Source organism: Streptomyces sp. CB03238 (assembly GCF_002099185.1).
Classification (GTDB): domain Bacteria; phylum Actinomycetota; class Actinomycetes; order Streptomycetales; family Streptomycetaceae; genus Streptomyces.
The window spans coordinates 93400-118828 of record NZ_NBCN01000008.1; the positions used below are offsets into that span (position 1 = coordinate 93400).

The window sequence follows — 25429 nt, forward strand, 5'->3', positions numbered from 1 at the left end:
ATAAGGGCACCGCCCCGGTTCCGTTGTGCCCACCCGTTCCGCCCTGCGGAACGACTGCCCACAACGGGCGGGGGGCTGCCCACAACGGGCGGGGGCGGGACCCCCGACGGGGGGACTGCCCACAACGGGTAGGGGCGGGACCCCGACGGGGTGACTGCCCACAACGGGCGGGGGCGGGACCCCGACGGGGTGACTGCCCACAACGGGCGGGGGCGGGACCCCGACGGGGTGACTGCCCACAACGGGCGGGGGCGGGACCCCGGCGGGGGGACTGTCCACAACGGGGGGCCCGGCGGGGGTGACTGCCCACGACCCGCGGGGCGGGGCGGTGGGGGTTACCCCGCCAGGTCCACCGCCGCGGCGACGCGGACCGCGACGCTCTCCGCGTACAGCGCGTCCGGGCGCTCGAAGGCGGGGCGGCTGCCCGAGCGGAGGAAGGTCACCACGCCGAGCGTCCGGCCCCGGCTGCGGAGCACCGCGCACAGGGCGTGGGCCGCGTCCCCGGGCCACTGGCGGTCGGCCGCCCACGACTCCGAGGACGCGCTCGCCCGTACCGAACCGGCCCGCTCCGCCGCCTGCAGCGCTGGGTGCCGCGCCGCGTACCGCACCGGGATGCCCGCGCCCGCCAGGCGGGCCACCGGGCCCGGCGCGCCGGCCGGGGAGGCGGCGGCCCGGACGAGCCGGTCGCCCTGGAACAGGTCCACCAGCACATGGTCGGCGAACCCGGCGAGCGCGAAGTCCAGATACGTGACCGCCGCCTCCATCGGGTCCTCGCACTCCGCGGCGGCGTTGCCCGCCCGGTGCAGCTGGCTGGACCGGAACCGCAGCCGGTCCGCCTCCTGTTCCGCCAGCTTCGCGTCCGTCACGTCCTGGAACAGCCAGCCGACGCCCAGCGGCACCGGCTCCTCCGCGAGCGGCGACGCCAGCCGCAGGAACCCGCTGCGCCAGCAGCGCCGCCGCTCGCCCTCCGGCGTCCTGAGCGTCACCCACAGCTCGACCAGCGCCCTGGGCGCGCCCTCCGCCAGGACGTGGTGCAGGGCGCCCTCCAGATCCTCCACGCCCTGGACGACCAGCTCGCCGAGCGGCCGCCCGAGCAGCGTCGTACGGCCGCAGCCCAGCGCCCGCGCGGCATGGGCGTTCACGATGGTCGGCCGGAGGTCCACGTCGACCAGGACCACGCCCCAGGACGCGTCCTCGAACAGGGCCTCGCTGAGCGCGATCGACCGCTCCAGGTCGATCTGGGCGTGCACCTCGCTGAACGCGCAGTACACGCCGGCGGGCCGGCCGTCCGCGCCCCGTACCCCGGCCGACTGCGTCCGCACGAGCACCCGGCCGCCGTCCTTGCGCAGGAGGGCGAATTCGTGGACCTGGCGGCCGGGCGCTTCCATGACGGCCATCAGGCGCCGGTGTACGTCGTCGGCGTCCGCGCTGCGCACGGCCCACCCGGCGAACCCGCGCCGTCCGACGGCCTCCTCGGCGCTCCACCCGAGGATCCGCTCGGCCTCGCGGTTCCAGTGGGTGATCGTGCCGTCCGCGTCGAAGGCGCACAGCGCGGCGTCCATCCCGTCGAGCAGCGCGGCGAGCAGATCAGCCCCGGCCCCGACCCGGTCGTCCGGCTGGCCGACCCGGCCGGACCCGGCGGCCCGGTCGGGCTCGTCGGGTCCCAGAGCACTGGTGGTCTCGCTCCTGGACGCACTCATCCCGGCACCCCCTGCAGGACGTGTACACACGTGCAGATGCACGCCCGGTCATTCAACTGGAACGTGACTCAGAACACACCCCGTTCCCGGAAATCGGCCCGGCCCAAAAAACCGGTTGTCGGGCGCGGGAGCCGTTCCTAGGGTGTGGGGCACACGAAGAAAGGAGGTGATCCGGAAGTGGTTTCTTTTCGGATGCGTGAGGTGACTGCGGGCTGAGGCCCGTCGTCGCACTCTGTGCAATGTCGGCAGGCCTCCTGCCGCAATCCAAGCAGTCACCGACCCGTGGGCTCGCCGGCACATCCGGCCGGCCTCTCCGTCAGGAGAGCCAGAGCCCGCGGGTTTCTGCTTGCCGCGCGACCGTGGCCTGAGTACGTACGCGTGCGTCCGCGTGCGCGGCTCTGAGTACCTGTGACGATGCCCGGCACGGCCGGCGGCGGCCACGATGGCCGGCATGAACACAACCGACTCGGCCGAGGCCGGGACAGAGACCGCTCCTCGGCCGCACGGCCCCTTCGCACCCAGCACCGGGGCCGTACGCGCTTTCGCCGGGGTCGGGCTGCTGTTGCTCGCGGTCACGTTCGTCGGCACGCTCGCCATCGTGCTGCACCAGGCGTTCGGGGGCGACGGGGCGAGCGGCCCCATGACGGAGCTCGCCATGTGGTCGCTGGGCCTGTCCGGCCTCGTGGGGCTGTGGGCGCTGTGCCTGCCCCGTGACGCGGTGGACCACCGTGTGCGGAGCGGGGCGGTGTTCGTCCAGTACGCACTGGCGGTGGCGGGACCGCTGCTGGCCTCCGTCGACCTCTCCTGAGGCTCGCCCTGGGCCCTACGGCGCCAGCCGCTCGACCCGCCACGCCTCGCCGTCCCGTACGTACCGCAGCCGGTCGTGCAGCCGGTTCTCGTGGCCCTGCCAGAACTCGACCGTGTCCGGGGCGACCCGGAAGCCGCCCCAGTGGGGCGGGACCGGGACCTGCTCGCCCTCCGGGTAGCGGGTCGCGAGCTCCTCGTACCGGGCGAGCAGCTCGGCGCGGGAGGCGATCACGGACGACTGCTCGCTCGCCCAGGCGCCGAGCTGGGAGCCGTGCGGGCGGGTGCGGAAGTAGGCGGCCGTCTCGTCGCGCCCGACGCGGGTCGCCGTGCCGGTGACGAGGACCTGGCGGGCGACCGGGTGCCAGGGGAAGAGGAGCGAGACGTACGGGTTGGTGTCCAGCTCCGAGCCCTTGCGGGAGCCGTAGTTGGTGAAGAAGACGAAACCCCGCTCGTCGTAGTGCTTCAGCAGCACCGTGCGCGACGAGGGCCGGCCGTCGGGCGTCGCCGTCGAGACGATCATGGCGTTCGGCTCGACGATCGCGGCGCTGTCGGCCGCCTCCTTGAACCAGCGTGCGAACTGGCCCATGGGGTCGGCCGCGAGGTCCGCCTCCAGGAACTCGGCGGTGCGGTACTGCTCGCGCATGTCGGCGGGATCGAGAGCTGCGGGGTCCAGAGCGTCTGTCACAAGGCCATCCTGCCGCAGCACCCCAGTCTGCCCGGCACCGCGTGCCACTAATCCTCCCTGACCGGTTCGGCGGAGTGTGCCGGATGTCACGCTTCCCCGCATCGGGGGAACCCGACAGACTCATGCGCTGGGTCACTGTTCCCTCCCTACGACGGTGAGGATGACCACCAGCCTTACGGGGCATCACCGCACCACCGGAAGACACACCTCACGAGGAGCCGCCTGATGTCCGACTTCGTACCCGGACTCGAAGGAGTCGTCGCGTTCGAGACGGAGATCGCCGAACCGGACAAGGAGGGCGGCGCCCTCCGGTACCGCGGCGTCGACATCGAGGACCTGGTGGGTCAGGTCTCCTTCGGCAACGTGTGGGGCCTGCTGGTCGACGGGGCGTTCAACCCCGGCCTGCCGCCCGCCGAGCCGTTCCCGATCCCGGTGCACTCCGGTGACATCCGCGTCGACGTCCAGTCCGCGCTCGCCATGCTCGCGCCCGTGTGGGGCCTGAAACCGCTGCTCGACATCGACGAGGAGCAGGCCCGCGACGACCTCGCGCGTGCCGCCGTCATGGCGCTGTCGTACGTCGCCCAGTCGGCGCGCGGCCAGGGCCTGCCCATGGTCCCGCAGAGCGAGATCGACAAGGCGCAGTCGGTCGTCGAGCGGTTCATGATCCGCTGGCGCGGTGAGCCGGACCCCAAGCACGTCAAGGCCGTGGACGCGTACTGGACGTCCGCCGCCGAGCACGGCATGAACGCCTCGACCTTCACCGCCCGTGTCATCGCCTCCACGGGCGCGGACGTGGCGGCGGCCCTGTCGGGCGCCGTCGGCGCCATGTCGGGACCGCTGCACGGCGGGGCGCCGTCCCGCGTCCTGGGCATGATCGAGGAGATCGAGCGCACCGGTGACGCGGGCGCGTACGTCCGCCAGGCCCTGGACAAGGGCGAGCGCCTGATGGGCTTCGGCCACCGCGTCTACCGCGCCGAGGACCCGCGCGCCCGCGTGCTGCGCCGCACCGCCAAGGAGCTGGGCGCACCGCGCTTCGAGGTGGCGGAGGCGCTGGAGAGGGCCGCCCTGGAGGAGCTGCACGCCCGCCGCCCGGACCGGGTCCTGGCGACGAACGTCGAGTTCTGGGCGGCGATCGTGCTGGACTTCGCGGAGGTCCCGGCGCACATGTTCACGTCCATGTTCACCTGCGCCCGCACGGCCGGCTGGTCCGCCCACATCCTGGAGCAGAAGCGCACCGGCCGCCTGGTCCGGCCCTCGGCCCGCTACGTCGGTCCGGGCTCGCGCAGCCCGCGCGAGATCGCCGGCTACGAGGACATCGCCGGCTGACCGGCCGTACGTACGGGAACGGCGCCGCCCCTTCGCGGGGCGGCGCCGTTCGCGTCCGTGCGCGTCGTCAGAGGCTGATGAGCTGGACCCGATCACCGCAGAGGCGGGACATGTCGTCGATGTCCGAGGTGAGCATGAAGACCGGCCCCGGCTGGCGCAGCGCCATCTCGGCGACCGTGGCGTCGATGGCGTACTTGTGGCCGTGCAAACCGGTGTCCTTGAGCAGCCGCGCTGCGGCCTTGGCGGACTGCTCGGTGACGGGTTCGACCTTCACCCGCGACAGCAACCACTGAAGCCGAGGAAGGTTCACCCCGTCGTACATCACCTCGACGATGGTGTTGGCGCAGACCACAAGCCTGGCGCCCACGTCGTAGAAGACCTGGATCTTCGTTGTGGCCTTCCGGTCCCGTGTGATCCAAGCCGACAGGCCCTCGGAGTCCAGGACGACGGAACTGATGTGGTCGCTCAAGCTGTCCTCGCCGAGTTCTGCCCTGTGTCCATGCCGAGCGCCCCGAAGATCTCGGCGCGTGCCTCAGCGAGTTCCTCCTCGGTGAAGGCTCCGTACTCTTCCTGATAGAGCCGCAGTTCCTCCCCCAGCAGGTCGTGCCGTATCCGTTCGGCCACGGCCTCGGCCACGAATCCGGACACGTTGTCCGTCGACTTCTTCAGAATCTCCACCAGAGCGGTGGGGAGAGTCACCGTGATACGCGTCGTCTCGGCCATGCGACAAGCCTACCGCCGACACGCATACCCCGATATGCACTTTCGGGTGAACTCTCGGTCAGCCCAGCACCTCGTCCAGCAGCTTCCCCCACTGCGCCACCACCCGGTCCCGCCGCGTCCGGTCGTCCGTCAGCAGGTTCGCGAGGCCCAGGCCCCGCGCCATGTCCAGCAGGCCCTGGACCGTCTCCCGTACCCCCGGGCGGGACTCGTCGGCGCCCAGCAGCTCGACGGCGATGCGGTGGGTCTCGCGGCCGACCCGCGCCTCCAGCTCCGTCACCCGGGGCCGCAGCTGCTCCTCGTTGGAGGCCGCCACCCACAGGTGCAGCGCCGCCCGGAACAGCGGGCCGGTGTACAGGTCGACCAGGGCGGCGACGACCGCCGCGCGGTCCTGCACGGGCAGGGCGCGCAGCGCCTGGGAGCGCTCCTCGGCGACGTACTCGACCGCCGCCGTGAACAGGTCCTCCCGCGTCGGGAAGTGGTGCTGCGCCGCGCCCCGCGAGACACCGGCCCTTTCGGCGACGACGGAGACGGTGGAGCCCGCCCAGCCGTGTTCCGCGAGGCACGCCACGGCCGCCGCGAGGAGCCGCTGCCGGGTGGCCCGGCTGCGGTCCTGCTTCGGCTCCTTCGCGGCAGTCGTCACAACACCCATACAGGGTCCCGTCGTTCGAGGAAGGCCGTCATTCCCTCGCGTGCCTCCGCCGAGGCGAAGAGCGAGGCCGAGCGCTGTACGAGATCCTCCGCGTCACGCTCGAACATCTCCAGCACCCTAGCCGTCACCAGCCTCTTGGCCTCCGCCAGCCCCTGCGGGGACGCCCGGCGCAGCCCGTCCAGTACGGGCACGAGGGCGTCGTCCACGTCCTCCCCGACCACCGTCACCAGCCCGATCCGGGCCGCCTCGGCCGCGTCGAACCGCTCACCGGTGAGGTAGTAGCGGGCGGCGGCCCGCGCGTCGAGGCGCGGCAGCAGGGACAGGGAGATCACCGACGGCGCCACCCCGATCCGCACCTCCGTCAGCGCGAAGTCCACGCCCGTCCCCGCCGCCACGATGTCGCACGCCCCGACGAGGCCCAGCCCCCCGGCCCGTACGTGCCCCTCCACCCGGGCCACCACCGGCTTCGGCAGCTCCACGATCGCCCGCAGCAGCGCCACGAACGTGTACGGGCTGGGCGGCGCCTTCAGGTCGGCACCCGCGCAGAACGTGGACCCGGTGTGCGTGAGCACCACCGCCCGTACCGCCGGGTCCTTGCCGCAGCCGTCCAGCGCCTCGGCCAGCTCGCCGACCAGCCGCGCCGACAGGGCGTTGCGGTTGTCCGGGGAATCCAGCGTCAGGGTCGTGATGCCCCGCTCGTGCGCGGTGGTGACGAGACTCGTCATGCGCCTTCTCGCTCCCTCAGTTCGCGCCGGAGGATTTTCCCCGACGCCGCCCTCGGCACGCCGTCGATGAACTCGACGCGCCGGATCTTCTTGTACGGGGCGACCTTCCCTGCCACGAACGCGATGATGTCGTCGGCCGTCAGTTCGCCGGCGTCCGGCTGACGCACCACGTACGCGTTCGGCACCTCGTTGCCGTCCTCGTCGTACACCCCGATCACCGCCGCGTCAGCGACGCCGTCATGGGTCAGCAGCAGCGCCTCCAGCTCGGCGGGGGCGACCTGGAAGCCCTTGTACTTGATCAGTTCCTTGACCCGGTCGACGACGAACAGCCACCCGTCCGCGTCGACCCGCCCTATGTCCCCGGTGTGGACCCACCCCTCGGCGTCGATCATCGCGGCGGTCGCGTCGGGCCGGCCCAGGTACCCCTTCATCACCTGTGGGCCCCGGATCGCGATCTCGCCCTCCTCGCCGGGGCCGGCGTCCTTGTCCGGATCGTCCAGCGACAGGATCCGCATCTCGGTGTTGGGCAACAGCTTGCCCACCGTGCCCGGTGGGGGGTCCGTCGCGTCCAGCGGGACGACGTGCGTGCCGGGCGACAGCTCCGTCATGCCGTACGCCTGCCGTACCGGTGGCAGGCCGAGGCGGGCCGAGCAGGCCTCGGCGAGGCGCGCGTCCAGCGGGGCGGCCGCGCTGACGATGTACTCCAGCGACGACAGGTCGTAGCGCTCGACAGCCGGGTGCTTGGCGAGCGCGAGGACGATCGGCGGGGCGACGTACAGGGCGTTGACGCGGTGCTTCTCGATCGCGGCGAGGAACTGGTCGAGGTCGAAGCGGGGCAGGACGACGACGGTGGCGCCCTGCCGCAGCGGGGCGTTCATCAGCGCGGTCAGCCCGTATATGTGGAAGAAGGGAAGCACCGCCAGGATCCGGTCCCCGGGGCCCATCGGGATCGTCGGCTCCAGCTGCGCCAGGTTGGTGGCGATGGAGCGGTGCGTGAGCATGACGCCCTTGGGGACGCCGGTGGTGCCCGACGAGTACGGCAGGGCCGCGAGGTCCTCGTCCGGGTCGATGGCGACGGCCGGTTCGGGCGCGGCCCCGCCGAGCATGTCGAGGATCGAGCGGTGCCCTTCGGCCTCGTCGCACACGAAGATCTCCGCCACGCCGCCCGCCAGTTCGGCGGCCCGCCGCGCGGCGGCGAGGAGCGGCGAGACGGTGACGATCCAGCGGGCGGAGGAGTCCCGCAGCTGCTTGGCGAACTCCTCCGGCGTGGCCAGCGGGTGGACGGTGGTGACAGCCGCTCCGGCGCGCGTCGCCCCGTAGAAGACCACCGGGTAGGCGACCGTGTTGGGGCTGTGCAGGGCCAGGACGTCACCCTTGCGCAGCCCCGCCTCGGCGAGCGCGGCGGCGACCCGCCGGTGGTAGGTGTCGAGCCTGCCGTACGTGAGGGTCAGGTCGCCCGCCCCGTCGACGAGGGCGACCTCGTCGGCGTACGCGGGTGCCGACCGGCCCAGTACCGCGTCGTGGATGGGGAGGGAGACGGTCGGGACGTCCGCGTACTCGCTGTGGAACACCATCACGGCTCCTACGGGTCAGTACGACTTGGGCAGGCCGAGCGATTGGTGGGACACGTAGTTCAGAATCATTTCCCGGCTTACCGGAGCGATGCGTGCCACTCGGGACGCGGTGATGAGCGACGCGAGACCGAACTCGCGCGTGAGACCGTTTCCGCCGAGGGTGTGCACGGACTGGTCGACGGCCTTCACGCACGCCTCGGCGGCGGCGTACTTGGCCATATTGGCGGCCTCACCCGCGCCGATGTCGTCCCCCGCGTCGTAGAGGTGGGCGGCCTTCTGCATCATCAGTCGGGCCAGTTCCAGCTCGATGTGCGCCTGGGCGAGGGGGTGGGCGACGGCCTGGTGGGCGCCGATGGGGGCCTTCCAGACCTGGCGGTCCTTGGCGTACGCGACGGCCTTCGTCACCGCGTACCGGCCCATGCCGAGGGCGAAGGCGGCGGTCATGATGCGCTCCGGGTTGAGCCCGGCGAACAGCTGGAGCAGCCCGGCGTCCTCGTCGCCCACCAGGGCGTCCGCCGGGAGGCGTACGTCGTCGAGGGTCAGCTCGAACTGCTTCTCGTGGGCGTTCAGTTCCATGTCGATCTGCCGGCGCCCGAAGCCGGGCGCGTCACGCGGGACGACGAACAGGCAGGGCTTGAGCTTCCCCGTCCGGGCGTCTTCCGTACGCCCCACGATCAGGGTGGCGTCGGCGATGTCGACGCCGGAGATGAAGACCTTGCGGCCGGTGAGCACCCACTCGTCCCCGTCGCGGCGGGCGGTGGTGGTGATCCGGTGGGAGTTGGAGCCCGCGTCGGGCTCGGTGATGCCGAACGCCATGGTCCGGGTGCCGTCGGCGAGGCCCGGCAGCCAGCGGGCCTTCTGTTCGTCGGTGCCGAAGCGGGCGATGACGGTGCCGCAGATGGCGGGCGAGACGACCATCATCAGCAGCGGGCAGCCCGCCGCGCCCAGCTCCTCCAGGACGATGGACAGCTCGGCCATGCCGCCGCCCCCGCCGCCGTACTCCTCGGGCAGGTTGACCCCGAGGTAGCCGAGCTTGCCGGCCTCGGCCCAGAGCGCCTCGCGGTCGTGTTCCCGCCCGTGGCGGCGGCCGAGTGCGGCGACGGCGGCGCGGAGGGCCTGGTGCTCTTCGGTCTCAAGACGTCCGGTCATGCCTGTTCCTCCTGTACTTCCTGTACGACGGCGAGCAGGGCACCGACCTCGACCTGGCGGCCGGGGGCGGCGTGGAGCGCGGTGAGCGTGCCGGAGGCGGGAGCGGTGATCCGGTGCTCCATCTTCATCGCCTCCAGCCAGACGAGCGGCTGCCCCGCCTCGACGCGGGCACCGACCTCGACGCCGGCGACCCGGACGACCGTGCCGGGCATGGGCGCGAGCAGCGAGCCGGGCGCGGTGCGCTCGGCGGGGTCGGTGAACCGGGGGTGGGCGGCCAGCCGGTACGGCCCGACATGGACGGTGCCGTCGTCGTACGCGGCCACCTGGAAGCGCCGTACGACGCCGTCCACGTCGAGGCTCACGCACCCGGGCGAAACGGCCACCACGCGCGCGTGCGGGTGGGATTCGACGGTGAACCCGCCGTCCCGGGTGGGCCGGTAACGCACCTCGTGGTCGCCGTAGCGGGCGCTCTGCGGCTGCGACGGTACGTTGCGGAAGGCGCCGAACCGCCCGGAGCGGCGGGACGCGGCGGCGAGGGCGGCGGCGACGGCCGCGTACGCCTCACCGGGCTCGGGGGCGGTCAGCCCGGCGAGGTGCCGCTCGTAGAACCCGGTGTCGAGGCGCCCCGCCACGAAGTCCGGGTGCCGCAGCGACCGCACGAGCAGGTCCCGGTTGGTGACCGGCCCGTGCAGCCGGGCCCGTACGAGGGCGTGCGCCAGCTTCCGCACGGCCTCGGCACGGGTGGGCGCGTGGGCGACCACCTTGGCGAGCATGGCGTCGTAGTGGACGCCGACCGTGTCCCCGGCGGCGTACCCGGCGTCGACGCGCACGCCTGTGGGGAACTCCAGCGCGTGCAGGACCCCCGTCTGCGGGGCCCAGTCCCTGGCCGGGTCCTCCGCGTACAGGCGGGCCTCCACGGCGTGACCGGACGGGGCCGGGGGTTCGGGCGGCAGCGCGTCGCCCTCGGCCACACGCAGTTGCAGGGCCACGAGGTCCAGGCCGAAGACCGCCTCCGTGACGGGGTGTTCGACCTGGAGCCGGGTGTTCATCTCCAGGAAGTACGCCTGGTCACCGGCGACCAGGAACTCGACCGTGCCCGCGCCGACGTACCCCACCGCCCGCGCCGCCGCCACCGCCGAGGCGTGCAGCGTCTCGCGGAGGGCGGCGCTCAGGCCCGGTGCCGGGGCCTCCTCGATGACCTTCTGGTGCCGCCGCTGGAGCGAGCAGTCGCGGGTGCCGAGCGCCCACACCGTGCCGTGCGCGTCGGCGAGGACCTGGACCTCGACGTGGCGGCCGCGCTCGACGTACGGCTCCGCGAACACCTCGCCGTCCCCGAACGCCGAGCGTGCCTCGGCGGTCGCCGCCGCCAGCTCACCCGGCAGCGCGGCCAGGTCCCGGACGACCCGCATGCCCCGGCCACCCCCGCCCGCCGCCGCCTTCAGCAACAGAGGGAGGTCCTCGGACGTGGCCTTCGCCGGGTCCACGGGCGCCAGGAGCGGCACGCCGGCCGCCGCCATCAGCTCCTTCGCCCGCGTCTTGGACGCCATCGTCTCGATCGCCTTCGGCGGTGGGCCGATCCACGTCAGCCCCGCGTCGAGGACCGCCCGCGCGAAGTCGGCGTTCTCGGACAGGAACCCGTACCCCGGGTGCACCGCGTCCGCGCCCGCCGCCAGCGCGGCCTTCACGATCAGGTCGCCGCGCAGATACGTCTCGGAGGGCGCCGCCCCCGGCAGCCGTACCGCCGTGTCGGCCTCGCGGACGTGCAGGGCGGCCGCGTCCGCGTCGGAGTGGACGGCCACCGTGTCGATGCCGAGCGAGCGGCACGTACGGAAGACGCGGCAGGCGATCTCGGCCCGGTTGGCGACAAGGACAGAAGAGATCATGGAGTGGTCCTCACATCCGGAAGACGCCGAAGCCGCCGCGCGCGCCTTCGACCGGGGCGGTGTGGATCGCGGAGAGGCACAGGCCGAGGACGGTCCGGGTGTCGCGCGGGTCGATGACGCCGTCGTCGTACAGCCGCCCCGACAGGAACACCGGCAGCGACTCGGACTCGATCTGCTGCTCCACCATGGCGCGCAGCGCGGCGTCGCCCTCGTCGTCGTACGGCTGCCCCTTCGCCGCCGCCGACGCGCGGGCGACGATCGACAGGACGCCGGCGAGCTGCTGCGGGCCCATGACGGCGGACTTGGCGCTGGGCCAGGCGAACAGGAAACGGGGGTCGTAGGCGCGCCCGCACATGCCGTAGTGGCCGGCGCCGTACGACGCGCCCATGAGGACCGACAGGTGCGGGACCTTCGAGTTGCTGACCGCGTTGATCATCATCGCGCCGTGCTTGATGATGCCGCCCTGCTCGTACTCCTTGCCGACCATGTAGCCGGTGGTGTTGTGCAGGAAGAGCAGCGGGATGTCCCGCTGGTTGGCGAGCTGGATGAACTGTGCCGCCTTCTGGGACTCGGCGGAGAACAGCACCCCTTGGGCGTTGGCGAGGATCCCGACCGGATAGCCGTGCAGGCTTGCCCATCCGGTGGTGAGCGAGGGCCCGTACAGCGGCTTGAACTCGTCGAAGTCCGAGCCGTCGACGATCCGGGCGATGACCTCGCGCGGGTCGAAGGGCGTCTTCAGGTCGCCGGGCACGATACCGAGGAGTTCCTCCGGGTCGTACTTCGGCGGCTCGGCCGGGCCCGGATCGGGGTGGGCCTTGCGGTGGTTGAGGCGGGCGACGATCCGGCGGGCCTGCCGGATCGCGTCGGCCTCGTCGACGGCGTAGTGGTCCGCGAGCCCCGACACGCGCGCGTGCATCTCGGCGCCGCCGAGCGACTCGTCGTCGCTCTCCTCCCCGGTGGCCATCTTCACGAGCGGCGGGCCGCCGAGGAAGACCTTCGACCGCTCCTTGATCATGACGGTGTGGTCGGACATGCCGGGCACATAGGCGCCGCCCGCCGTCGAGTTGCCGAAGACGACCGCGATGGTGGGGATTCCGGCGGCGGACAGCCGGGTGATGTCGCGGAACAGCGCCCCGCCGGGGATGAAGATCTCCTTCTGGGACGGCAGATCCGCGCCGCCGGACTCGACGAGGGCGATGCAGGGCAGGCGGTTGGCGTACGCGATCTCGTTCGCGCGCAGCGCCTTCCGCAGCGTCCAGGGGTTGGACGCGCCGCCGCGTACGGTCGGGTCGTTGGCCGTGATCAGGCACTCGACGCCCTCGACGACCCCGATGCCGGTGACGAGCGACGCGCCCACGGGGTAGTCGCTGCCCCAGGCGGCCAGCGGGGACAGTTCGAGGAACGGCGCGTCGGGGTCCAGGAGCAGCTCGATGCGCTCGCGGGCCAGCAGCTTGCCCCGCCCCCGGTGCCGGTCGACATACTTCTCGCCGCCGCCCGCGAGCGCTTTGGCGTGCTCGGACTCCAGCGCGGCGAGCTTGGCGAGCATGGCCTCGCGGTGGGCGGCGTAATCGGGCCCGGTGGGGTCGAGGGCGGTGGGGAGGACGGTCACAGCAGGGCCTCCGGGATGTCGAGGTGGCGGGCGCGCAGCCATTCGCCCAGCGCCTTGGCCTGGGGGTCGAACCGGGCCTGGGCGGCGACGCCCTCGCCCAGCAGGCCGCTGACGACGAAGTTCAGCGCGCGGAGGTTCGGCAGGACGTGCCGTACGACTTCCAGCGGCGCGGTTTCCGGGATCAGTTCGCGCAGCCGGTCGACGGTCAGCGCGTGGGCGAGCCAGCGCCACGCCTCATCCGTGGGCGCCCACACGCCCACGTTGGCGTCGCCGCCCTTGTCGCCGCTCCTCGCCCCGGCGACCAGCCCGAGCGGGGCGCGGCGTAGCGGACCGTCCGGGAGGGGTTCGGGGAGGGGCAGCTGAGGGACGGGCTCCAGGGCCCGCGTGCTCGGCGGTGCCGGGACCACCAGGCGCTCGCCGTCCGGGAGTACGGCGGTGTGCGTGACGGTGCCGGGGTCGACGTACACCGCCTCGAACACGCCGTAGGGCGCGCCCTTTCCCGGCGGGGCGGTCACGTGGAAGCCGGGGTAGCTGCCGAGGGCCAGCTCGATGGCCGCGCCGCTCACGGCCCGGCCCACCGCGTCGGGGTCGGCGTCCCGGACGACCAGCCGCAGCAGGGCGCTGGCCGTCTCCTCCGTACCGGCGTCCGGCCGGTCGGTGCGGGCCAGCTCCCACCGCGCCTCGGCGCTCTTCGCGAAGGAACCCTCCAACTGCTCCCGTACCAGCCGCGCCTTGGCCTCGATGTCGAGTCCCGTCAGCACGAACACGACCTCGTTGCGCCAGCCGCCGAGCCGGTTCAGCCCGGCCTTCAGCGTCGGAGGCGGCGCCTCGCCCCGTACGCCGGAGATCCGCACCCGGTCGCGGCCGTCCGCCTCCAGCCGCACCGTGTCCAGCCGCGCCGTCACATCCGGCCCCGCGTACCGGGCGCCCGCCGTCTCGTACAGCAGTTGCGCGGTGACCGTGCCGACGTCGACGACCCCGCCCGTACCGTCCTGTTTGGCGATGACGGAAGACCCGTCCTCGTACAGCTCGGCGACCGGGAAGCCGGGCCGGCGTATGTCGTGGCGGGCGAAGAAGGCGTAGTTGCCGCCCGTCGCCTGCGTCCCGCACTCCAGGACGTGCCCGGCGACCACCGCGCCCGCCAGCCGGTCGTACGCCTCCGGCCCCCACCCGAACCACCACGCCGCCGGCCCGCTGACCAGCGCCGCGTCCGTGACCCGCCCGGTCACCACCACATCCGCCCCGCCGCGCAGGCACGCCGTGATGCCGCCGCCGCCCAGGTACGCGTTGGCCGTCAGCGCCCCGTCCGGCACCGGCAGCTGGTCGCCCTCCACGTGCGCGACGCGCACCTCCGGCAGGCCGAGCCGCCGCGCGAGGGCGCGCAGCGCGTCGGCGAGACCGGCCGGGTTGAGGCCGCCGGCGTTGGTCACGATCTTCACGCCCCGCTCGTGGGCGAGCCCGAGGCCCTCCTCCATCTGCTTCAGGAAGGTCTTGGCGTAGCCCAGCTCGGGGTCCTTGAGCCGGTCCCGGCCGAGGATGAGCATGGTCAGCTCGGCGAGGTAGTCGCCGGTCAGGACGTCCAGGTCGCCGCCGGTGAGCATCTCGCGTACGGCGTCGAAGCGGTCGCCGTAGAAGCCGGAGGCGTTGCCGATCCGCAGCGGCCGCTTCATGCCGCTCCCCTGGGCCTGCGCCCCGGACCCGCCGGTCCGGCGAAGGCCTGCGCGATGCCGATCCATCGGTCGGCGTCGGGGCCCTCCGCCCGTACGGCCAGGTCGTCGCGGTGGGCCCGCTGGGTGACCAGCAGGCAGAAGTCGAGGGCGGGCCCGGTGATCCGCTGGGGGGCGTCTTCCGGACCAAACGCCCAGAGGCTTCCATCGGGCGAGGTCAGCTCCACCCGGAAGGGCTCGGCGGGCGGTGTCATGCCCCGTACGGCATAGGCGTAGTCCCGGGCCCGTACGCCGATCCAGGCGACGTGCCGCAGCCGGGCGGTCGGGGGGCGTACGGCGCCGAGGGCGTCGGCGATGTCCTGGCCGTGCGCCCAGGTCTCCATCAGGCGGGCGGTCGCCATGGACGCGGCGCTCATGGGCGGCCCGTACCAGGGGAAACGGGCCCCTGCGGGAGCGGCCGCGAGGGCGTCGAGGAGCCGTGAGCGGCCGTCGCGCCAGCGGGCGAGGAGCCTGGCGGGCGGTTCGGCGGCGCCTGCCTCCGCCCCGTCGTCGACGAAGGTGTCGGGGGCCTCGAGCGCCTCGTCGACGTGCGCGGCGAACCGGTCCGCGTCCGTGACGGCGAGCAGGGCCGCGTCGTCGGTCCACGCCAGGTGGGCGATCTGGTGGGCGACGGTCCAGCGGGGGGCGGGGGTGGGCGTGGCCCAGCCGTCCGGTTCCAGGCCTGCGACCAGCCGGTCGACTTCCTCGCTCTCGTCGCGCAGATCATCCAGCAGGGCTTGGGACACGGAGCGCTCCCTCCGACGGCACGGGGCACGGACACGGCAGTGCGTGCCCCGGAGCATGGCAGCGCCCGGAGAAACAAGCAAGCGTGCTTGCTTTACTTTTTCGGCTTTCCGGCCACCTGGGACCGCACCGCCCCCATGCTGGCCGCGATGACCAGCGCTATCGCCAACGCGTCGGTGACGGACAGGGCTTGGTGCAGCACGAGGAACCCGGCCGTCGCCGCGATCCCGGGCTCCAGGCTCATGAGGATCGCGAAGGTCGGCGCGGGCAGGCGGCGCAGGGCGAGCAGTTCGAGGGTGTACGGGAGGACGGACGACATCAGCGCGACGGCGAGGCCCAGGGCGATCGTCGACGGCACCAGCAGCTTCGACCCGGCCTCCACGATGCCCAGCGGCAGGCTCAGCACCGCGCCGACGGCCATCGCGAGCGCCAGCCCGTCCGCCTGTGGGAACCGCCGCCCGGTGCGGGCGCTGAAGACGATGTACGCCGCCCACATCACGCCCGCCGCGAGCGCGAACACCGCGCCCACGGGGTCCAGCCGGTCGAATCCTCCCCCGCTCAGCAGCACCACCCCGGCCAGCGCGAGCCCGGCCCACACGAAGCTGACCAGCCTTCGCGAGGCGACCACCGACAGGACGAGCGGCCCGAGCACCTCCAGGGTGACGGCGGCGCCCAGCGGGATGCGGTCGGCGGCCTGGTAGAAGAGCACGTTCATCCCCGCCATGGCGGCGCCGAACGCCAGCACCGTCCCCCAGTCGGCCCGCGCGTACCCCCCCACCTTGGGCCGGCACACCGCCAGCAGCACGAGGGCGGCGAGGATCAGCCGCAGCGTGACCACCCCGAGGGCACCGGCGCGCGGCATCAGCAGCACGGCGACGGCCGACCCGAACTGCACCGACAGCCCCCCGGCCACCACCAGCGCCACCGGCCCGACCGCGCCCCGCCGCCGGGCGACACCGCCCTCGGGATGCGCGGCGGCGACCTCGGGCAGCGCGACGGCTGCGGCGTCGGCGGTACGGGCATCGGTAGGGGTGGCGTCCACCGGGACCTCAGGACTTCCTGCTGGGCATATTCCAGCGACACATTCATCAGTTCGGGTTGCGTACCGACGGTACGGGACCGGAGTTCCCCATTCCGCACCAAGAATCCGGAGGGCACGTTCTCCGACGGAAAGTGAGTGTATGGTCATGACGCTGATGGACATGGGTACGGGTACGGGTACGGGTACGTATCCGTCGACACAGAGGAGGGTCGTCACGATGGCTGACGCGAACATCCGGATCCCCGTCGAGGCCCGCGACCGGCTCGCGACCATCGCGGCTGCCGAAGGCATGTCGCTGCGCGCCTACCTCTCCAGCCTCGCCCAGAGCCTCCTCACCCCGGAGGAGCGCAAGGCGCAGGCCGACGAGGCCCGCCGGATCCTGCACGAGTGGAACGGCTACGACCCCACCGACGAGGAGCTGGCGCAGGCCGACGCCGAACTCAACCGACGTATTGCCGAGGCCCTCCGTTGAGCACCACACTCCACGTCATCATGGACGACACGGCGCTGGTGGCCGCCGGACGAGGGAACTTCCTGGCCTCTCGCGTGATTCACCGCGCCCACAACGAAGCCGGGTGGCGCCTGTACGCGCCCACCTGCGCCCTGGTCGAGGCGGATCGCACCCACCCCGGTACGGCTGAGCACTTCGCGAGCATGCCCGGCGTCGTTCTGCTGGAGCTGGATACGCCCGCCGCTCTCGCCGTCGCCAAGCAGGACACGTGGTCGATGGCCCACGTGCTGCACGCCGCCGAACCGACACCGGAGCGGCCGAGCGGCGGGGTCGTCGCCACGATGGAACGCGACCGCTGGAAGGGCGCCCCCGTCCGCCTGCTGGACCTCAATCCCTGAGTCCGGGTTCCGGGCTCTCCGCCGGGTCGCCCCGGCGGAGAGCCTCCGCCAGCACCTCCGCCAGGTGCCTGGCCCGCACCCCCGCCAGCTGGTCCAGTTGCGTGCGGCAGGAGAAGCCGTCCGCCAGGATCTCGGTGCCGGGGGGCGCCGTGCGGACGGAGGGCAGCAGCTGCTCCTCCGCGCAGGCGACCGAGACGTCGTAGTGGCCGCGCGTGAACCCGAAGTCGCCGGCCAGACCGCAGCAGCCGCCGCTCAGCTCGCCGGTGAGGCCCACGCGGGTGCGCAGCCGGCGGTCGGGGGCGTCGCCGAGGACCGCGTGCTGGTGGCAGTGGGTCTGACCGGCGACCGGCCGGTCCAGGCGCGGGGGCTGCCAGTCGGGGGCGTACTCCTCCAGGGCCTGGGCGAAGGTGCGTACGGAGTCGGCCAGGCGGCGCGCCCGGGGGTCGTCGGGGAGCAGCTCGGGCAGGTCGGTGCGCAGGGCGGCGGCGCAGCTGGGTTCGAGGACGACCACGGGGGTGCCCAGGGTGGGCGCCATGGTGTCGAGGGTGCGGCGCATGACGGTACGGGCCCGGTCGAGCTGGCCGGTGGAGACGTACGTGAGGCCGCAGCACACCCGGTGCGGCGGCAACGCGTGCCGCAGACCGGCCGCCTCCAGGACGGTGACGGCCGCGCGGCCCACGGACGGGGACAGGTGGTCGGTGAACGTGTCGGGCCACAGGAGCAGGTCGCCCGCCGTGTTCCCCCGCCGCCCGTACCAGCGGCGGAACGTCTCCGTCGCCAGCTCCGGGATGTCCCGCTCCGGTGCGATGCCCGCCACCCGCTTGGCCAGGGCCGCGAGCGGGCGCACCCGTGCGGCGGCGTTGAGGACCCGGGCGAAGGGCGCGGCGAGGCGCAGCCACTGCGGCAGGCGGCCCATCGCGTAGTGGGCGGCCGGGCGCAGCCGCCCCGCGTAGTGGTGGTGCAGGAACTCCGCCTTGTACGTCGCCATGTCGACCCCCACCGGGCAGTCGCTGCGGCAGCCCTTGCACGACAGGCACAGGTCCAGCGCGTCCCGCACCTCGGGTGACCGCCAGCCGTCCGTCACCACCTCGCCCGCCAGCATCTCGTGCAACAGCCGGGCACGGCCGCGCGTCGAGTGCTGCTCCTCGCCCGTCACCCGGAAGGACGGGCACATCACCCCCGGGCCCTGGCTGGGGCCGTCCACCCGGCACTTGGCGACGCCGACACAGCGCCGTACGGCGGTGGCGAAGTCCCCGCCGTCGTGCGGGTAGCCGAAGGCGACGTCCACGCGCTCGCGCGGCAGCACGGCGAAGCGGAGGTTGTCGTCGAGGCGGGCGGGCCGGGCGAGCATGCCCGGGTTCATGCCTCCGGCCGGGTCCCACAGGTCCTTGAACCGGCCGAAGAGGGCGACCAGCTCGCCCCCGTACATCCTGGGCAGCAGCTCGGCGCGCGCCTGCCCGTCGCCGTGTTCGCCGGACAGCGAGCCGCCATGGGCGACGACGAGATCGGCGACGTCCTCGGAGAACCGCCGGAAGCGCTCCACCCCGCCCTTCGACACCAGGTCGAAGTCGATACGGACGTGGATGCAGCCGTCGCCGAAGTGCCCGTAGGGCGTACCTCGCAGTCCGTGCCGGGCCAGCAGGGCGCGGAAGTCGCGGAGGTACGCGCCGAGGCGGGCGGGTGGTACGGCGCAGTCCTCCCAGCCGGGCCAGGCCTCGGCGCCTTCGACGGTCCGGGTGGCGGTTCCGGCGGCGTCCTCGCGGACCCGCCACAGGGCGCGCTGGGCGGCCGGTTCGGTGACCACGCTGGCGTCCAGGGCGTCGGCGATGCGCAGGAGCCGGGCCGCGTGCGAGGCGGCCTCCTCCGGCGTCGCGCCGCCCGTCTCGGCGAAGAGCCAGGCGCCGCCCCGGGGCAGCGCGGCGCGGGCGGCGGGGTCGCGGACCAGGTCCTCGGCCATGCCCTCCACGGTGAGCGGACCGTACGGGAGGAGGCCGGGTGCCGCCTCGGCGGCCGCGCCCTCGTCGGCGTACCCGAGGACGGCGAGGGCGCGGGCGGGCGGCGACTCGACGAGCCGTACGGTCGCCTCGGTGAGCACGGCCAGGGTGCCCTCGCTGCCGCAGAAGGCGCGGGCGAGGTCGGTGCCGCGCTCGGGGAGGAGGGCGTCGAGGGCGTAACCGGAGATGCGGCGGGGAAGGCCCGGCGGGAAGCCGGTGCGGAGGGCGGCCAGGTGGTCGCGGACGAGGTCCGCCAACCCGTCCGGCGCGCCCTGCCCGCCGCGCCCGAGGTGCAGCTCGGTGCCGCCGTACGTCACGACCGACAGCCGGTCGACGTTGTCGGCGGTCGTGCCCCACGCCACGGAGTGCGACCCGCACGCGTTGTTGCCGATCATGCCGCCCAGCGTGCAGCGGCTGTGGGTGGACGGGTCGGGCCCGAAGGTCAGCCCGTACGCACGTGCCGCCCCGCGCAGCCGGTCCAGGACCACGCCGGGCTGGACGACGGCCGTGCGCGCCTCGGGGTCCACCGAGACGATGTCCCGCATGTGCCGGGTGAAGTCGAGCACGACGCCGGTGCCGGTCGCCTGCCCGGCGATCGACGTGCCCGCGCCGCGCGGCACGACCGGCACGCCGTGCTCGCGGCACACCGCCAGCGCGGCGGCCACGTCGGCCGCGTCGCGCGGGGCGACGACGCCGACGGGGACGCGCCGGTAGTTGGACGCGTCCATGGTGTGCAGGGCCCGGGCCGCCGCCCCGAAGTCCACCTCGCCGCGCACGGCGTGCCGAAGGGCCCGCGCGATGTCCGCCGTCTCCCGCCGCTGATCACCCATGCGGCCAGGATGCCCCCCGACCGGCCCGGTGGCCTCCCGTCCCTCACTCCTCGCCAAGCCAATCGAAAGAATGCGCACAAGAACTGCCCAAACTGATCGTCAATTCTCTTATAGTGACCCGGAATTGTTCGGGAATTGACGGCTCCAGATGCCCCCACGCCCAGAGGACTGACGATTTGCGCCCCTCCCTCCGGCCGGCCGCGCCGACCCTGCTGATCTCGGCGGCCGTCACCGGCCTCCTGTGCGCGGGAGCGGTGGCCCTCGCTCCCGGCTCCGTGCGGGCCCCGCTGGCGTGGGGCTCGGCCACGGCCGCCGTCCTGCTGACCGCCGCGGTCACCACCGCCGCGTACGCCCTCGACACCGCCCGCCGTCTGCGCGACCGGGCCGCCGCGCTCACCACCGAGGCCGCGCGCCGCGCCGCCGACACCGCCCGGACGGTCGCCGAGGCCCGCGCGGAAGCGGCCCGCGCCAGGACGGAGGCGGACCGCGCCGTCGCCGAAGCCCGCGCGGAAGCCGACCGCGCCGTCGCCGAAGCCCGCGCACAGGCCGACCGCACCGCCGCCGAAGCCCGCGCCGACGCCGAACGGGCCCGCGCGGAGGCCACGCGCAGCGAGACCGACCGGGCCGCCGCCGTGGCCGCCTGCGCCAACGCGGCCGGCCGCATGCAGGCCCTCGCCACCAGCATGCTCGCCGACCTCCGCGAGATGGAACACCGGCACACCGACGAGGACGTCCTCACCGACCTCCTCCACCTCGACCACCGCACCGCCCAGGCCGGCCGCCTCGCCGACTCCATCGCCGTCCTCACCGGCGCCCGCTCCGGCCGCCGCTGGGCCAAGCCGATCGTGATGGAGTCCATCCTGCGCGGCGCGATGGGCCGCATCGGCGGCTACCAGCGCGTACGGCTCCACACCACCAGCGACGCCGCGATCGCCGGGCACGCCGCCGAGGGCGTCATGCACGCGCTCGCCGAACTCCTCGACAACGCCGCGAACTTCTCGCCGCCCACCGCCGAGGTCCATGTGTACGTCGAGGAGGTCCCGGCCGGGCTCGTGGTCACCGTGGAGGACAGCGGCCTGGTCATGAGCGACGTCCAGCTGCGCCGCGCCGAACGTGCCGTCACCGCCGAACGGACCGACCTGACCGGCCTGTCCGGCACCCGCCTGGGTCTGGCCGTCGTCGGCCGCCTGGCCCACAAGCACGGGCTGACCGTGTCCTTCCGCCCCTCGGCCCGCGGCGGCACCGGCGCGCTGGTGATGATCCCGCACGAGCTGATCACCCGCCCCCGCGACACGGCCGCCCCCCACGCCCCCGGCACGACCCCCGCGCCCGGCGCGCCCCGCGACATCCCCGCGCCCCGCGACACCCACGCGCCCCACGACCGCCCGTCGCCCGCCTTCACCGACTCCCCCTCCCCCGCCACCACCCCCGGCGGCCTCCCCAAGCGCCGCCGGGGCCAGACCCTGGCCGCCGCCCACCCCGAAGGCACCCCCGGCGGCACTCCCGAAGGAACTCCCCGCACCACCCCCTCCACCCCCGACCCCGCCTCCCGCACCCGGTCGGCGGCCCGTTTCAGCAGCTTCCGCCACGCGGTACGCACCACCACGGAAGGCACCCCCCGATGACGATCGGCACCACCACCGACGAGAAGCTCAACTGGCTGCTGGAGAACCTGCTCCAGCGCACGCCCGGCGCCCGCCACGCACTCGTGCTGTCCCGGGACGGCCTCAAGCTGTGCCGTACGCCCGAGCTGTCCGTCGACCAGGCCGACCAGCTGGCCGCCATAGCGGCGGGCATCCAGAGCCTGTCGCACGGGGCGTCCATGGAGTTCGGCGACGGGACCGGCGGCGTACGGTCAGCGATGGCCGAGTTCTACGGCGGCATCCTGCTCATCGTCGAGGCCGGCGAGGGCGCCCACCTCGCGGTCGTCGCCGCCGAGGACTCCGACGTCGGCCTGGTCGGGCACAACATGAGCGAGCTCGTCGAGCAGCTCGGCGAGCACCTGCACGCCGAGCCCCGCACACCGTGAGCCCGACAGGCCGGTCCGGGAGCCACCGGGACGAGTCCCCGGACCGGCTGTACACCCTCACCGGTGGCCGCACCCGCTCCGCCCCGGACGCGCCGTTCGACCTGGTGACCCTGGTGGTCGCCGAGTCCGAGCCGGGGCCCGGCATGCAGTCCGAGCACGCCGCGATCCTCCGGATGTGCCGGCGCCCCACCGCGGTCGTCGAGGTGGCGGCCGAACTCGCCCTGCCGGTCGGCATCGTGCGCATCCTGCTCTCCGACCTGCTCGGTACGGGCCGGATCAGCGCCCGCCACCCGCGCGCATCCGCGCACAGCCTTCCCGACCCCGACATTCTGGAGCAGGTGCTCGTTGGACTCCGCAACCTCTGAACGGACACCCCTCACCAGCACCGCCGACAACGGTCTCAAGATCGTCATCGTCGGCGGTTTCGGTGTCGGCAAGACCACCCTCGTACGCTCGGTCAGCGAGATCCGTCCCCTCAACACCGAGGAGACGATGACCCGCGCGGGCGAGGCCGTCGACGACGTCGGCCAGATCCACGCCAAGACGTCCACCACCGTCGCCTTCGACTTCGGCCGCATCACGCTCGACGCGCACAACGTCCTGTACCTCTTCGGCGCCCCCGGCCAGGAACGCTTCTGGTTCCTGTGGGACCGCCTCTTCTCCGGCACCCTCGGCGCGGTCGTCCTCGTCGACACGCGCCGCCTCGCCGACTCCTGGTACGCGATCGACCGCCTGGAGCACCACGGCATGCCGTTCATCGTCGCCTGCAACGACTTCGGCGGCCCGGCCCACACCGAGCGCGAGATCCGCGAGGCGCTCGACCTGGCCGACGACGTACCGCTGGTCGAGTGCGACGCCCGCGACCGCTCGTCGAGCAAGTACGTACTGATCACGCTCGTCACCCACCTCCAACACCTGCACGCCCTCCGGGAGACCAGAACATGACCGCCCCGTTGCCCCTGTCCGGGCCCCGGTTCCAGGCCGAACCCGCCCAGCTGTACCGGGAGCTGAGGCGCGAGCACGGAGCCGTCGCGCCGGTCGTGCTCGACGGGGACGTCCCGGCCTGGCTGGTGCTCGACTACCGGGAGCTGCACCAGGTCACCAGCGACCCGGTGCTCTTCAGCCGCGACTCCGACCTGTGGAACCAGTGGGACCGCATCCCCGACGACTGGCCGCTGCTGCCCATGATCGGCCGCAAGCAGCCGTCGATCCTCTACACGGTCGGCGAACGCCACCGGCAGCGCGCCGGGATGATCGCGACCGCCCTCGAATCGGTCGACCCCTTCAGCCTGCGCCGGTACGCCGAGGAGTACGCGGACGGGCTGATCGACACGTTCTGCGGCACGGGCGAGGCGGAGCTGATCGCCCAGTACGCCATGCTGCTGCCCGTCCGCGTCCTGGTGAAGATCTACGGCGTACCCGACGCGCAAGGCCCTGGGCTCGTCACCGCGCTCAACGACATGATCGACGGCCGGGAGCGGGCGCTGGCCGGCCAGCAGCACCTGGCCGAGTCGATGTTCGGCCTCCTCGCCGCCAAACGGGCCGAGCCGGGCGAGGACGTGGCCTCCCGCATGCTGGCCGACCCGTCCGGGTTCACCGTCGAGGAGATCGCCCAGGACCTGATGGTCATGATGGCGGCCGGGCACCAGCCGACGGCCGACTGGATCGGCAACTCGCTGCGCCTGATGCTGACCGACGACCGGTTCGCGGCCTCCCTGTCCGGCGGCCGGCACAGCGTCGCCGAGGCGATGAACGAGGTGCTGTGGGCCGACACCCCGTCGCAGAACGTGGCCGGGCGGTGGGCGTCGCGCGACACGCACCTGGGCGGGCGGCACATCAAGGCGGGCGACCTGCTCCTGCTGGGCCTGGCCGCCGCCAACGCCGACCCGCAGGTCCACATCGACAACTCCGCCCTCACCGGCGGCAACAGCGCCCACTTCTCCTTCGGGCACGGCGAGCACCGCTGCCCGTTCCCCGCCCAGGAGATCGCCGAGGTCATCGCCCGTACCGGGATCGAGGTGCTGCTGGACCGGCTGCCCGACCTCGACCTCGCCGTACCGGCCGGCTCCCTCACCCGGCGGCCGTCGCCCTGGCTGCGCGGCCTGACCGACCTGCCCGTGACCTTCACCCCGACCCCCGCCCTCGGAGGCACCCCATGACCACTGAGCCCATACATCTGGACCCCTTCGTCACCGACCTCGACGGCGAGAGCGCCCGCCTGCGCGCCGCCGGGCCGCTCGCCCGGGTCGTCCTGCCGGGCGGGGTGCCGGTGTGGGCGGTCACGCACCACGCGGAGGCGCGCGAGCTGCTCACCGACAAGCGGCTCGTGAAGGACATCAACGTGTGGGGCGCCTGGCAGCGCGGCGAGATACCGCCGGACTGGCCGCTGATCGGCCTGGCCAACCCCGGCCGGTCCATGCTGACCGTGGACGGCGAGGACCACCGCCGGATGCGGGCGCTGGTCGCGCAGGCGCTCACCCCGCGCCGGGTGGAGCTGATGCGGGCGCGGATCACCGAGCTGACGGAGGGCCTGCTGGACGGCCTGGCCGCGCACGGGCCGGGCGGGACGGTGGACCTGAAGGCCGCCTTCGCCTATCCCCTGCCCATGTACGTGATCAGCGACCTGATGGGCATCGACCCGGCGGACCACCCGCGCCTGAAGGTGCTGTTCGACAAGTTCTTCTCCACCCAGACGCCGCCGGAGGAGGTCGTGGCGACCCTCGGGGAGCTGGCGGAGATGATGGCGAAGGTGGTGGCCGCCCGCCGCGCCGAGCCGGGCGACGACCTCACCAGCGCGCTGATCGCCGCCTCCGAGAACGGCGACCACCTCACCGACGAGGAGATCGTCTCCACCCTCCAGCTGATGGTGGCGGCGGGCCACGAGACGACGATCTCGCTGATCGTCAACGCCGTCGTCAACCTGTCCGCCCATCCCGAGCAGCTGGCCCTCGTCCGTTCCGGCGAGGCCGGCTGGGACGCGGTGGTGGAGGAGACGCTCCGCTTCTCCACGCCCACCTCGCACGTCCTGATCCGGTTCGCGACCGAGGACGTCCGGGTGGGCGACCGTACCCTCCCGAAGGGGGACGCGCTGATCGTGTCGTACGGGGCGATCGGCCGCGACGAGAAGCAGCACGGCCCGAGCGCGGGCGTCTTCGACATCACCCGCTCGCCCAACCGGCACATCTCCTTCGGCCACGGCCCGCACGTCTGCCCGGGCGCCGCACTGTCCCGCCTGGAGGCGGGCGTCGCCCTGCCCGCGCTGTACGCGCGCTTCCCGGACCTCACGCTCGCCGTGCCCGCCTCCGAGCTCCGCAACAAGCCGGTCGTCACCCAGAACGATCTGTTCGAGCTGCCCGTCCGGCTGCACTGAGCCGCGCTGACGTCTCATTTCCACGTCTCACCCGA

Annotated in this window: 24 protein-coding genes; 10 read left to right on the forward strand and 14 right to left on the reverse strand. The window is 73.4% G+C overall.

Annotated features, from left to right (window positions below):
• Nucleotides 1–335 precede the first annotated feature (335 nt).
• Nucleotides 336–1700 (reverse strand): PAS domain-containing protein, encoded by a 1365-nt coding sequence (locus BKD26_RS16365; protein WP_084898595.1) that lies wholly within the window; start codon nucleotides 1698–1700, stop codon nucleotides 336–338.
• Nucleotides 1701–2151: 451 nt separating this feature from the next.
• On the opposite strand from BKD26_RS16365, the gene BKD26_RS16370 reads away from it, so the two are divergent.
• Complete coding sequence (locus tag BKD26_RS16370; protein WP_143662661.1) at nucleotides 2152–2508, forward strand: hypothetical protein; 357 nt, start codon at nucleotides 2152–2154, stop codon at nucleotides 2506–2508.
• 15 nt (nucleotides 2509–2523) lie between these two features.
• Here the strand turns inward: BKD26_RS16370 and pdxH are convergent, their stop codons facing one another.
• On the reverse strand, nucleotides 2524–3150 hold the full coding sequence (pdxH, locus tag BKD26_RS16375) for a pyridoxamine 5'-phosphate oxidase (RefSeq protein WP_084898903.1): 627 nt from the start codon (nucleotides 3148–3150) through the stop codon (nucleotides 2524–2526).
• Nucleotides 3151–3417: 267 nt separating this feature from the next.
• On the opposite strand from pdxH, the gene BKD26_RS16380 reads away from it, so the two are divergent.
• Nucleotides 3418–4518, forward strand: a complete 1101-nt coding sequence (locus BKD26_RS16380) for a citrate synthase 2 (RefSeq protein ID WP_084898597.1) — start codon at nucleotides 3418–3420, stop codon at nucleotides 4516–4518.
• A gap of 67 nt (nucleotides 4519–4585) precedes the next feature.
• Here BKD26_RS16380 and BKD26_RS16385 read toward each other — a convergent pair whose 3' ends face one another.
• The 11 genes from BKD26_RS16385 to BKD26_RS16435 all read right to left on the reverse strand — a co-directional run bounded on the left by BKD26_RS16385 (nucleotide 4586) and on the right by BKD26_RS16435 (nucleotide 16271).
• The gene (locus BKD26_RS16385) at nucleotides 4586–4987 is read right to left on the reverse strand and encodes a PIN domain-containing protein (protein WP_084898598.1); all 402 of its coding nucleotides are present in this window, start codon (nucleotides 4985–4987) and stop codon (nucleotides 4586–4588) included.
• Nucleotides 4984–5241: a hypothetical protein gene (locus BKD26_RS16390; protein WP_084898599.1), complete on the reverse strand. Its 258-nt coding sequence runs from the start codon at nucleotides 5239–5241 to the stop codon at nucleotides 4984–4986. The genes BKD26_RS16385 and BKD26_RS16390 overlap by 4 nt, the downstream gene beginning before the upstream one ends.
• Nucleotides 5242–5299: 58 nt before the next feature.
• Nucleotides 5300–5890, reverse strand: coding sequence for a TetR/AcrR family transcriptional regulator (locus BKD26_RS16395; RefSeq protein ID WP_084898600.1), 591 nt, complete (start codon nucleotides 5888–5890; stop codon nucleotides 5300–5302).
• Nucleotides 5878–6615, reverse strand: coding sequence for an enoyl-CoA hydratase family protein (locus BKD26_RS16400; RefSeq protein WP_084898601.1), 738 nt, complete (start codon nucleotides 6613–6615; stop codon nucleotides 5878–5880). The genes BKD26_RS16395 and BKD26_RS16400 overlap by 13 nt, the downstream gene beginning before the upstream one ends.
• A complete protein-coding gene (locus tag BKD26_RS16405; RefSeq protein ID WP_084898602.1) occupies nucleotides 6612–8189 on the reverse strand; it encodes a 4-coumarate--CoA ligase family protein in 1578 nt (525 codons plus the stop codon). Before BKD26_RS16405 ends, BKD26_RS16400 begins: the two co-directional genes overlap by 4 nt.
• A 15-nt stretch (nucleotides 8190–8204) precedes the next feature.
• Entirely contained in the window at nucleotides 8205–9338 is a 1134-nt protein-coding gene (locus tag BKD26_RS16410; protein WP_084898603.1) for an acyl-CoA dehydrogenase family protein, read from the reverse strand.
• Nucleotides 9335–11221, reverse strand: coding sequence for a biotin carboxylase N-terminal domain-containing protein (locus BKD26_RS16415; RefSeq protein ID WP_084898604.1), 1887 nt, complete (start codon nucleotides 11219–11221; stop codon nucleotides 9335–9337). The genes BKD26_RS16410 and BKD26_RS16415 overlap by 4 nt, the downstream gene beginning before the upstream one ends.
• 10 nt (nucleotides 11222–11231) lie before the next feature.
• Nucleotides 11232–12830 (reverse strand): carboxyl transferase domain-containing protein, encoded by a 1599-nt coding sequence (locus tag BKD26_RS16420; RefSeq protein ID WP_084898605.1) that lies wholly within the window; start codon nucleotides 12828–12830, stop codon nucleotides 11232–11234.
• Nucleotides 12827–14500, reverse strand: coding sequence for an acyclic terpene utilization AtuA family protein (locus BKD26_RS16425; protein ID WP_084898606.1), 1674 nt, complete (start codon nucleotides 14498–14500; stop codon nucleotides 12827–12829). Before BKD26_RS16425 ends, BKD26_RS16420 begins: the two co-directional genes overlap by 4 nt.
• Nucleotides 14497–15282 carry a TIGR03084 family metal-binding protein gene (locus BKD26_RS16430; RefSeq protein WP_241518689.1) on the reverse strand — a complete coding sequence of 262 codons (786 nt, stop codon included), beginning with the start codon at nucleotides 15280–15282 and terminating at the stop codon, nucleotides 14497–14499. Before BKD26_RS16430 ends, BKD26_RS16425 begins: the two co-directional genes overlap by 4 nt.
• A gap of 92 nt (nucleotides 15283–15374) precedes the next feature.
• Nucleotides 15375–16271, reverse strand: coding sequence for an EamA family transporter (locus BKD26_RS16435; RefSeq protein ID WP_241518703.1), 897 nt, complete (start codon nucleotides 16269–16271; stop codon nucleotides 15375–15377).
• A gap of 268 nt (nucleotides 16272–16539) precedes the next feature.
• On the opposite strand from BKD26_RS16435, the gene BKD26_RS16440 reads away from it, so the two are divergent.
• Both BKD26_RS16440 and BKD26_RS16445 read left to right on the forward strand, forming a co-directional pair.
• Nucleotides 16540–16794, forward strand: coding sequence for a hypothetical protein (locus tag BKD26_RS16440; protein WP_084898904.1), 255 nt, complete (start codon nucleotides 16540–16542; stop codon nucleotides 16792–16794).
• Entirely contained in the window at nucleotides 16791–17171 is a 381-nt protein-coding gene (locus BKD26_RS16445) for a hypothetical protein (protein WP_179166563.1), read from the forward strand. The genes BKD26_RS16440 and BKD26_RS16445 overlap by 4 nt, the downstream gene beginning before the upstream one ends.
• Here the strand turns inward: BKD26_RS16445 and BKD26_RS16450 are convergent.
• Nucleotides 17161–19995: an FAD-binding and (Fe-S)-binding domain-containing protein gene (locus BKD26_RS16450; protein ID WP_084898612.1), complete on the reverse strand. Its 2835-nt coding sequence runs from the start codon at nucleotides 19993–19995 to the stop codon at nucleotides 17161–17163. The genes BKD26_RS16445 and BKD26_RS16450 overlap by 11 nt on opposite strands.
• A 176-nt stretch (nucleotides 19996–20171) precedes the next feature.
• Here BKD26_RS16450 and BKD26_RS16455 point away from each other — a divergent pair, with 176 nt between their 5' ends.
• Genes BKD26_RS16455 through BKD26_RS16480 form a run of 6 tightly spaced genes read left to right on the forward strand, consistent with a single transcriptional unit; the run spans nucleotide 20172 to nucleotide 25394 of the window.
• Nucleotides 20172–21620: an ATP-binding protein gene (locus BKD26_RS16455; RefSeq protein WP_084898614.1), complete on the forward strand. Its 1449-nt coding sequence runs from the start codon at nucleotides 20172–20174 to the stop codon at nucleotides 21618–21620.
• Nucleotides 21617–22024, forward strand: a complete 408-nt coding sequence (locus BKD26_RS16460) for a roadblock/LC7 domain-containing protein (RefSeq protein WP_084898615.1) — start codon at nucleotides 21617–21619, stop codon at nucleotides 22022–22024. The genes BKD26_RS16455 and BKD26_RS16460 overlap by 4 nt, the downstream gene beginning before the upstream one ends.
• Nucleotides 22021–22389, forward strand: coding sequence for a DUF742 domain-containing protein (locus BKD26_RS16465; RefSeq protein ID WP_084898617.1), 369 nt, complete (start codon nucleotides 22021–22023; stop codon nucleotides 22387–22389). The genes BKD26_RS16460 and BKD26_RS16465 overlap by 4 nt, the downstream gene beginning before the upstream one ends.
• Entirely contained in the window at nucleotides 22370–22969 is a 600-nt protein-coding gene (locus BKD26_RS16470) for an ATP/GTP-binding protein (protein WP_084898619.1), read from the forward strand. Before BKD26_RS16465 ends, BKD26_RS16470 begins: the two co-directional genes overlap by 20 nt.
• On the forward strand, nucleotides 22966–24183 hold the full coding sequence (locus tag BKD26_RS16475; RefSeq protein ID WP_084898620.1) for a cytochrome P450: 1218 nt from the start codon (nucleotides 22966–22968) through the stop codon (nucleotides 24181–24183). Before BKD26_RS16470 ends, BKD26_RS16475 begins: the two co-directional genes overlap by 4 nt.
• Nucleotides 24180–25394 (forward strand): cytochrome P450, encoded by a 1215-nt coding sequence (locus tag BKD26_RS16480; RefSeq protein ID WP_084898622.1) that lies wholly within the window; start codon nucleotides 24180–24182, stop codon nucleotides 25392–25394. The genes BKD26_RS16475 and BKD26_RS16480 overlap by 4 nt, the downstream gene beginning before the upstream one ends.
• Nucleotides 25395–25429: the final 35 nt, after the last annotated feature.

What these genes read in the sequence shown, in the direction of transcription:
- BKD26_RS16365 (WP_084898595.1), bottom strand. Translation starts at nt 1,700, where the DNA reads ATGAGTGCGTCCAGGAGCGAGACCACCAGTGCTCTGGGACCCGACGAG.
- BKD26_RS16370 (WP_143662661.1), top strand. Translation starts at nt 2,152, where the DNA reads ATGAACACAACCGACTCGGCCGAGGCCGGGACAGAGACCGCTCCTCGG.
- pdxH (WP_084898903.1), bottom strand. Translation starts at nt 3,150, where the DNA reads ATGCGCGAGCAGTACCGCACCGCCGAGTTCCTGGAGGCGGACCTCGCG.
- BKD26_RS16380 (WP_084898597.1), top strand. Translation starts at nt 3,418, where the DNA reads ATGTCCGACTTCGTACCCGGACTCGAAGGAGTCGTCGCGTTCGAGACG.
- BKD26_RS16390 (WP_084898599.1), bottom strand. Translation starts at nt 5,241, where the DNA reads ATGGCCGAGACGACGCGTATCACGGTGACTCTCCCCACCGCTCTGGTG.
- BKD26_RS16395 (WP_084898600.1), bottom strand. Translation starts at nt 5,890, where the DNA reads ATGGGTGTTGTGACGACTGCCGCGAAGGAGCCGAAGCAGGACCGCAGC.
- BKD26_RS16400 (WP_084898601.1), bottom strand. Translation starts at nt 6,615, where the DNA reads ATGACGAGTCTCGTCACCACCGCGCACGAGCGGGGCATCACGACCCTG.
- BKD26_RS16405 (WP_084898602.1), bottom strand. Translation starts at nt 8,189, where the DNA reads ATGGTGTTCCACAGCGAGTACGCGGACGTCCCGACCGTCTCCCTCCCC.
- BKD26_RS16410 (WP_084898603.1), bottom strand. Translation starts at nt 9,338, where the DNA reads ATGACCGGACGTCTTGAGACCGAAGAGCACCAGGCCCTCCGCGCCGCC.
- BKD26_RS16415 (WP_084898604.1), bottom strand. Translation starts at nt 11,221, where the DNA reads ATGATCTCTTCTGTCCTTGTCGCCAACCGGGCCGAGATCGCCTGCCGC.
- BKD26_RS16425 (WP_084898606.1), bottom strand. Translation starts at nt 14,500, where the DNA reads ATGAAGCGGCCGCTGCGGATCGGCAACGCCTCCGGCTTCTACGGCGAC.
- BKD26_RS16440 (WP_084898904.1), top strand. Translation starts at nt 16,540, where the DNA reads ATGGCTGACGCGAACATCCGGATCCCCGTCGAGGCCCGCGACCGGCTC.
- BKD26_RS16450 (WP_084898612.1), bottom strand. Translation starts at nt 19,995, where the DNA reads ATGGGTGATCAGCGGCGGGAGACGGCGGACATCGCGCGGGCCCTTCGG.
- BKD26_RS16460 (WP_084898615.1), top strand. Translation starts at nt 21,617, where the DNA reads ATGACGATCGGCACCACCACCGACGAGAAGCTCAACTGGCTGCTGGAG.
- BKD26_RS16475 (WP_084898620.1), top strand. Translation starts at nt 22,966, where the DNA reads ATGACCGCCCCGTTGCCCCTGTCCGGGCCCCGGTTCCAGGCCGAACCC.
- BKD26_RS16480 (WP_084898622.1), top strand. Translation starts at nt 24,180, where the DNA reads ATGACCACTGAGCCCATACATCTGGACCCCTTCGTCACCGACCTCGAC.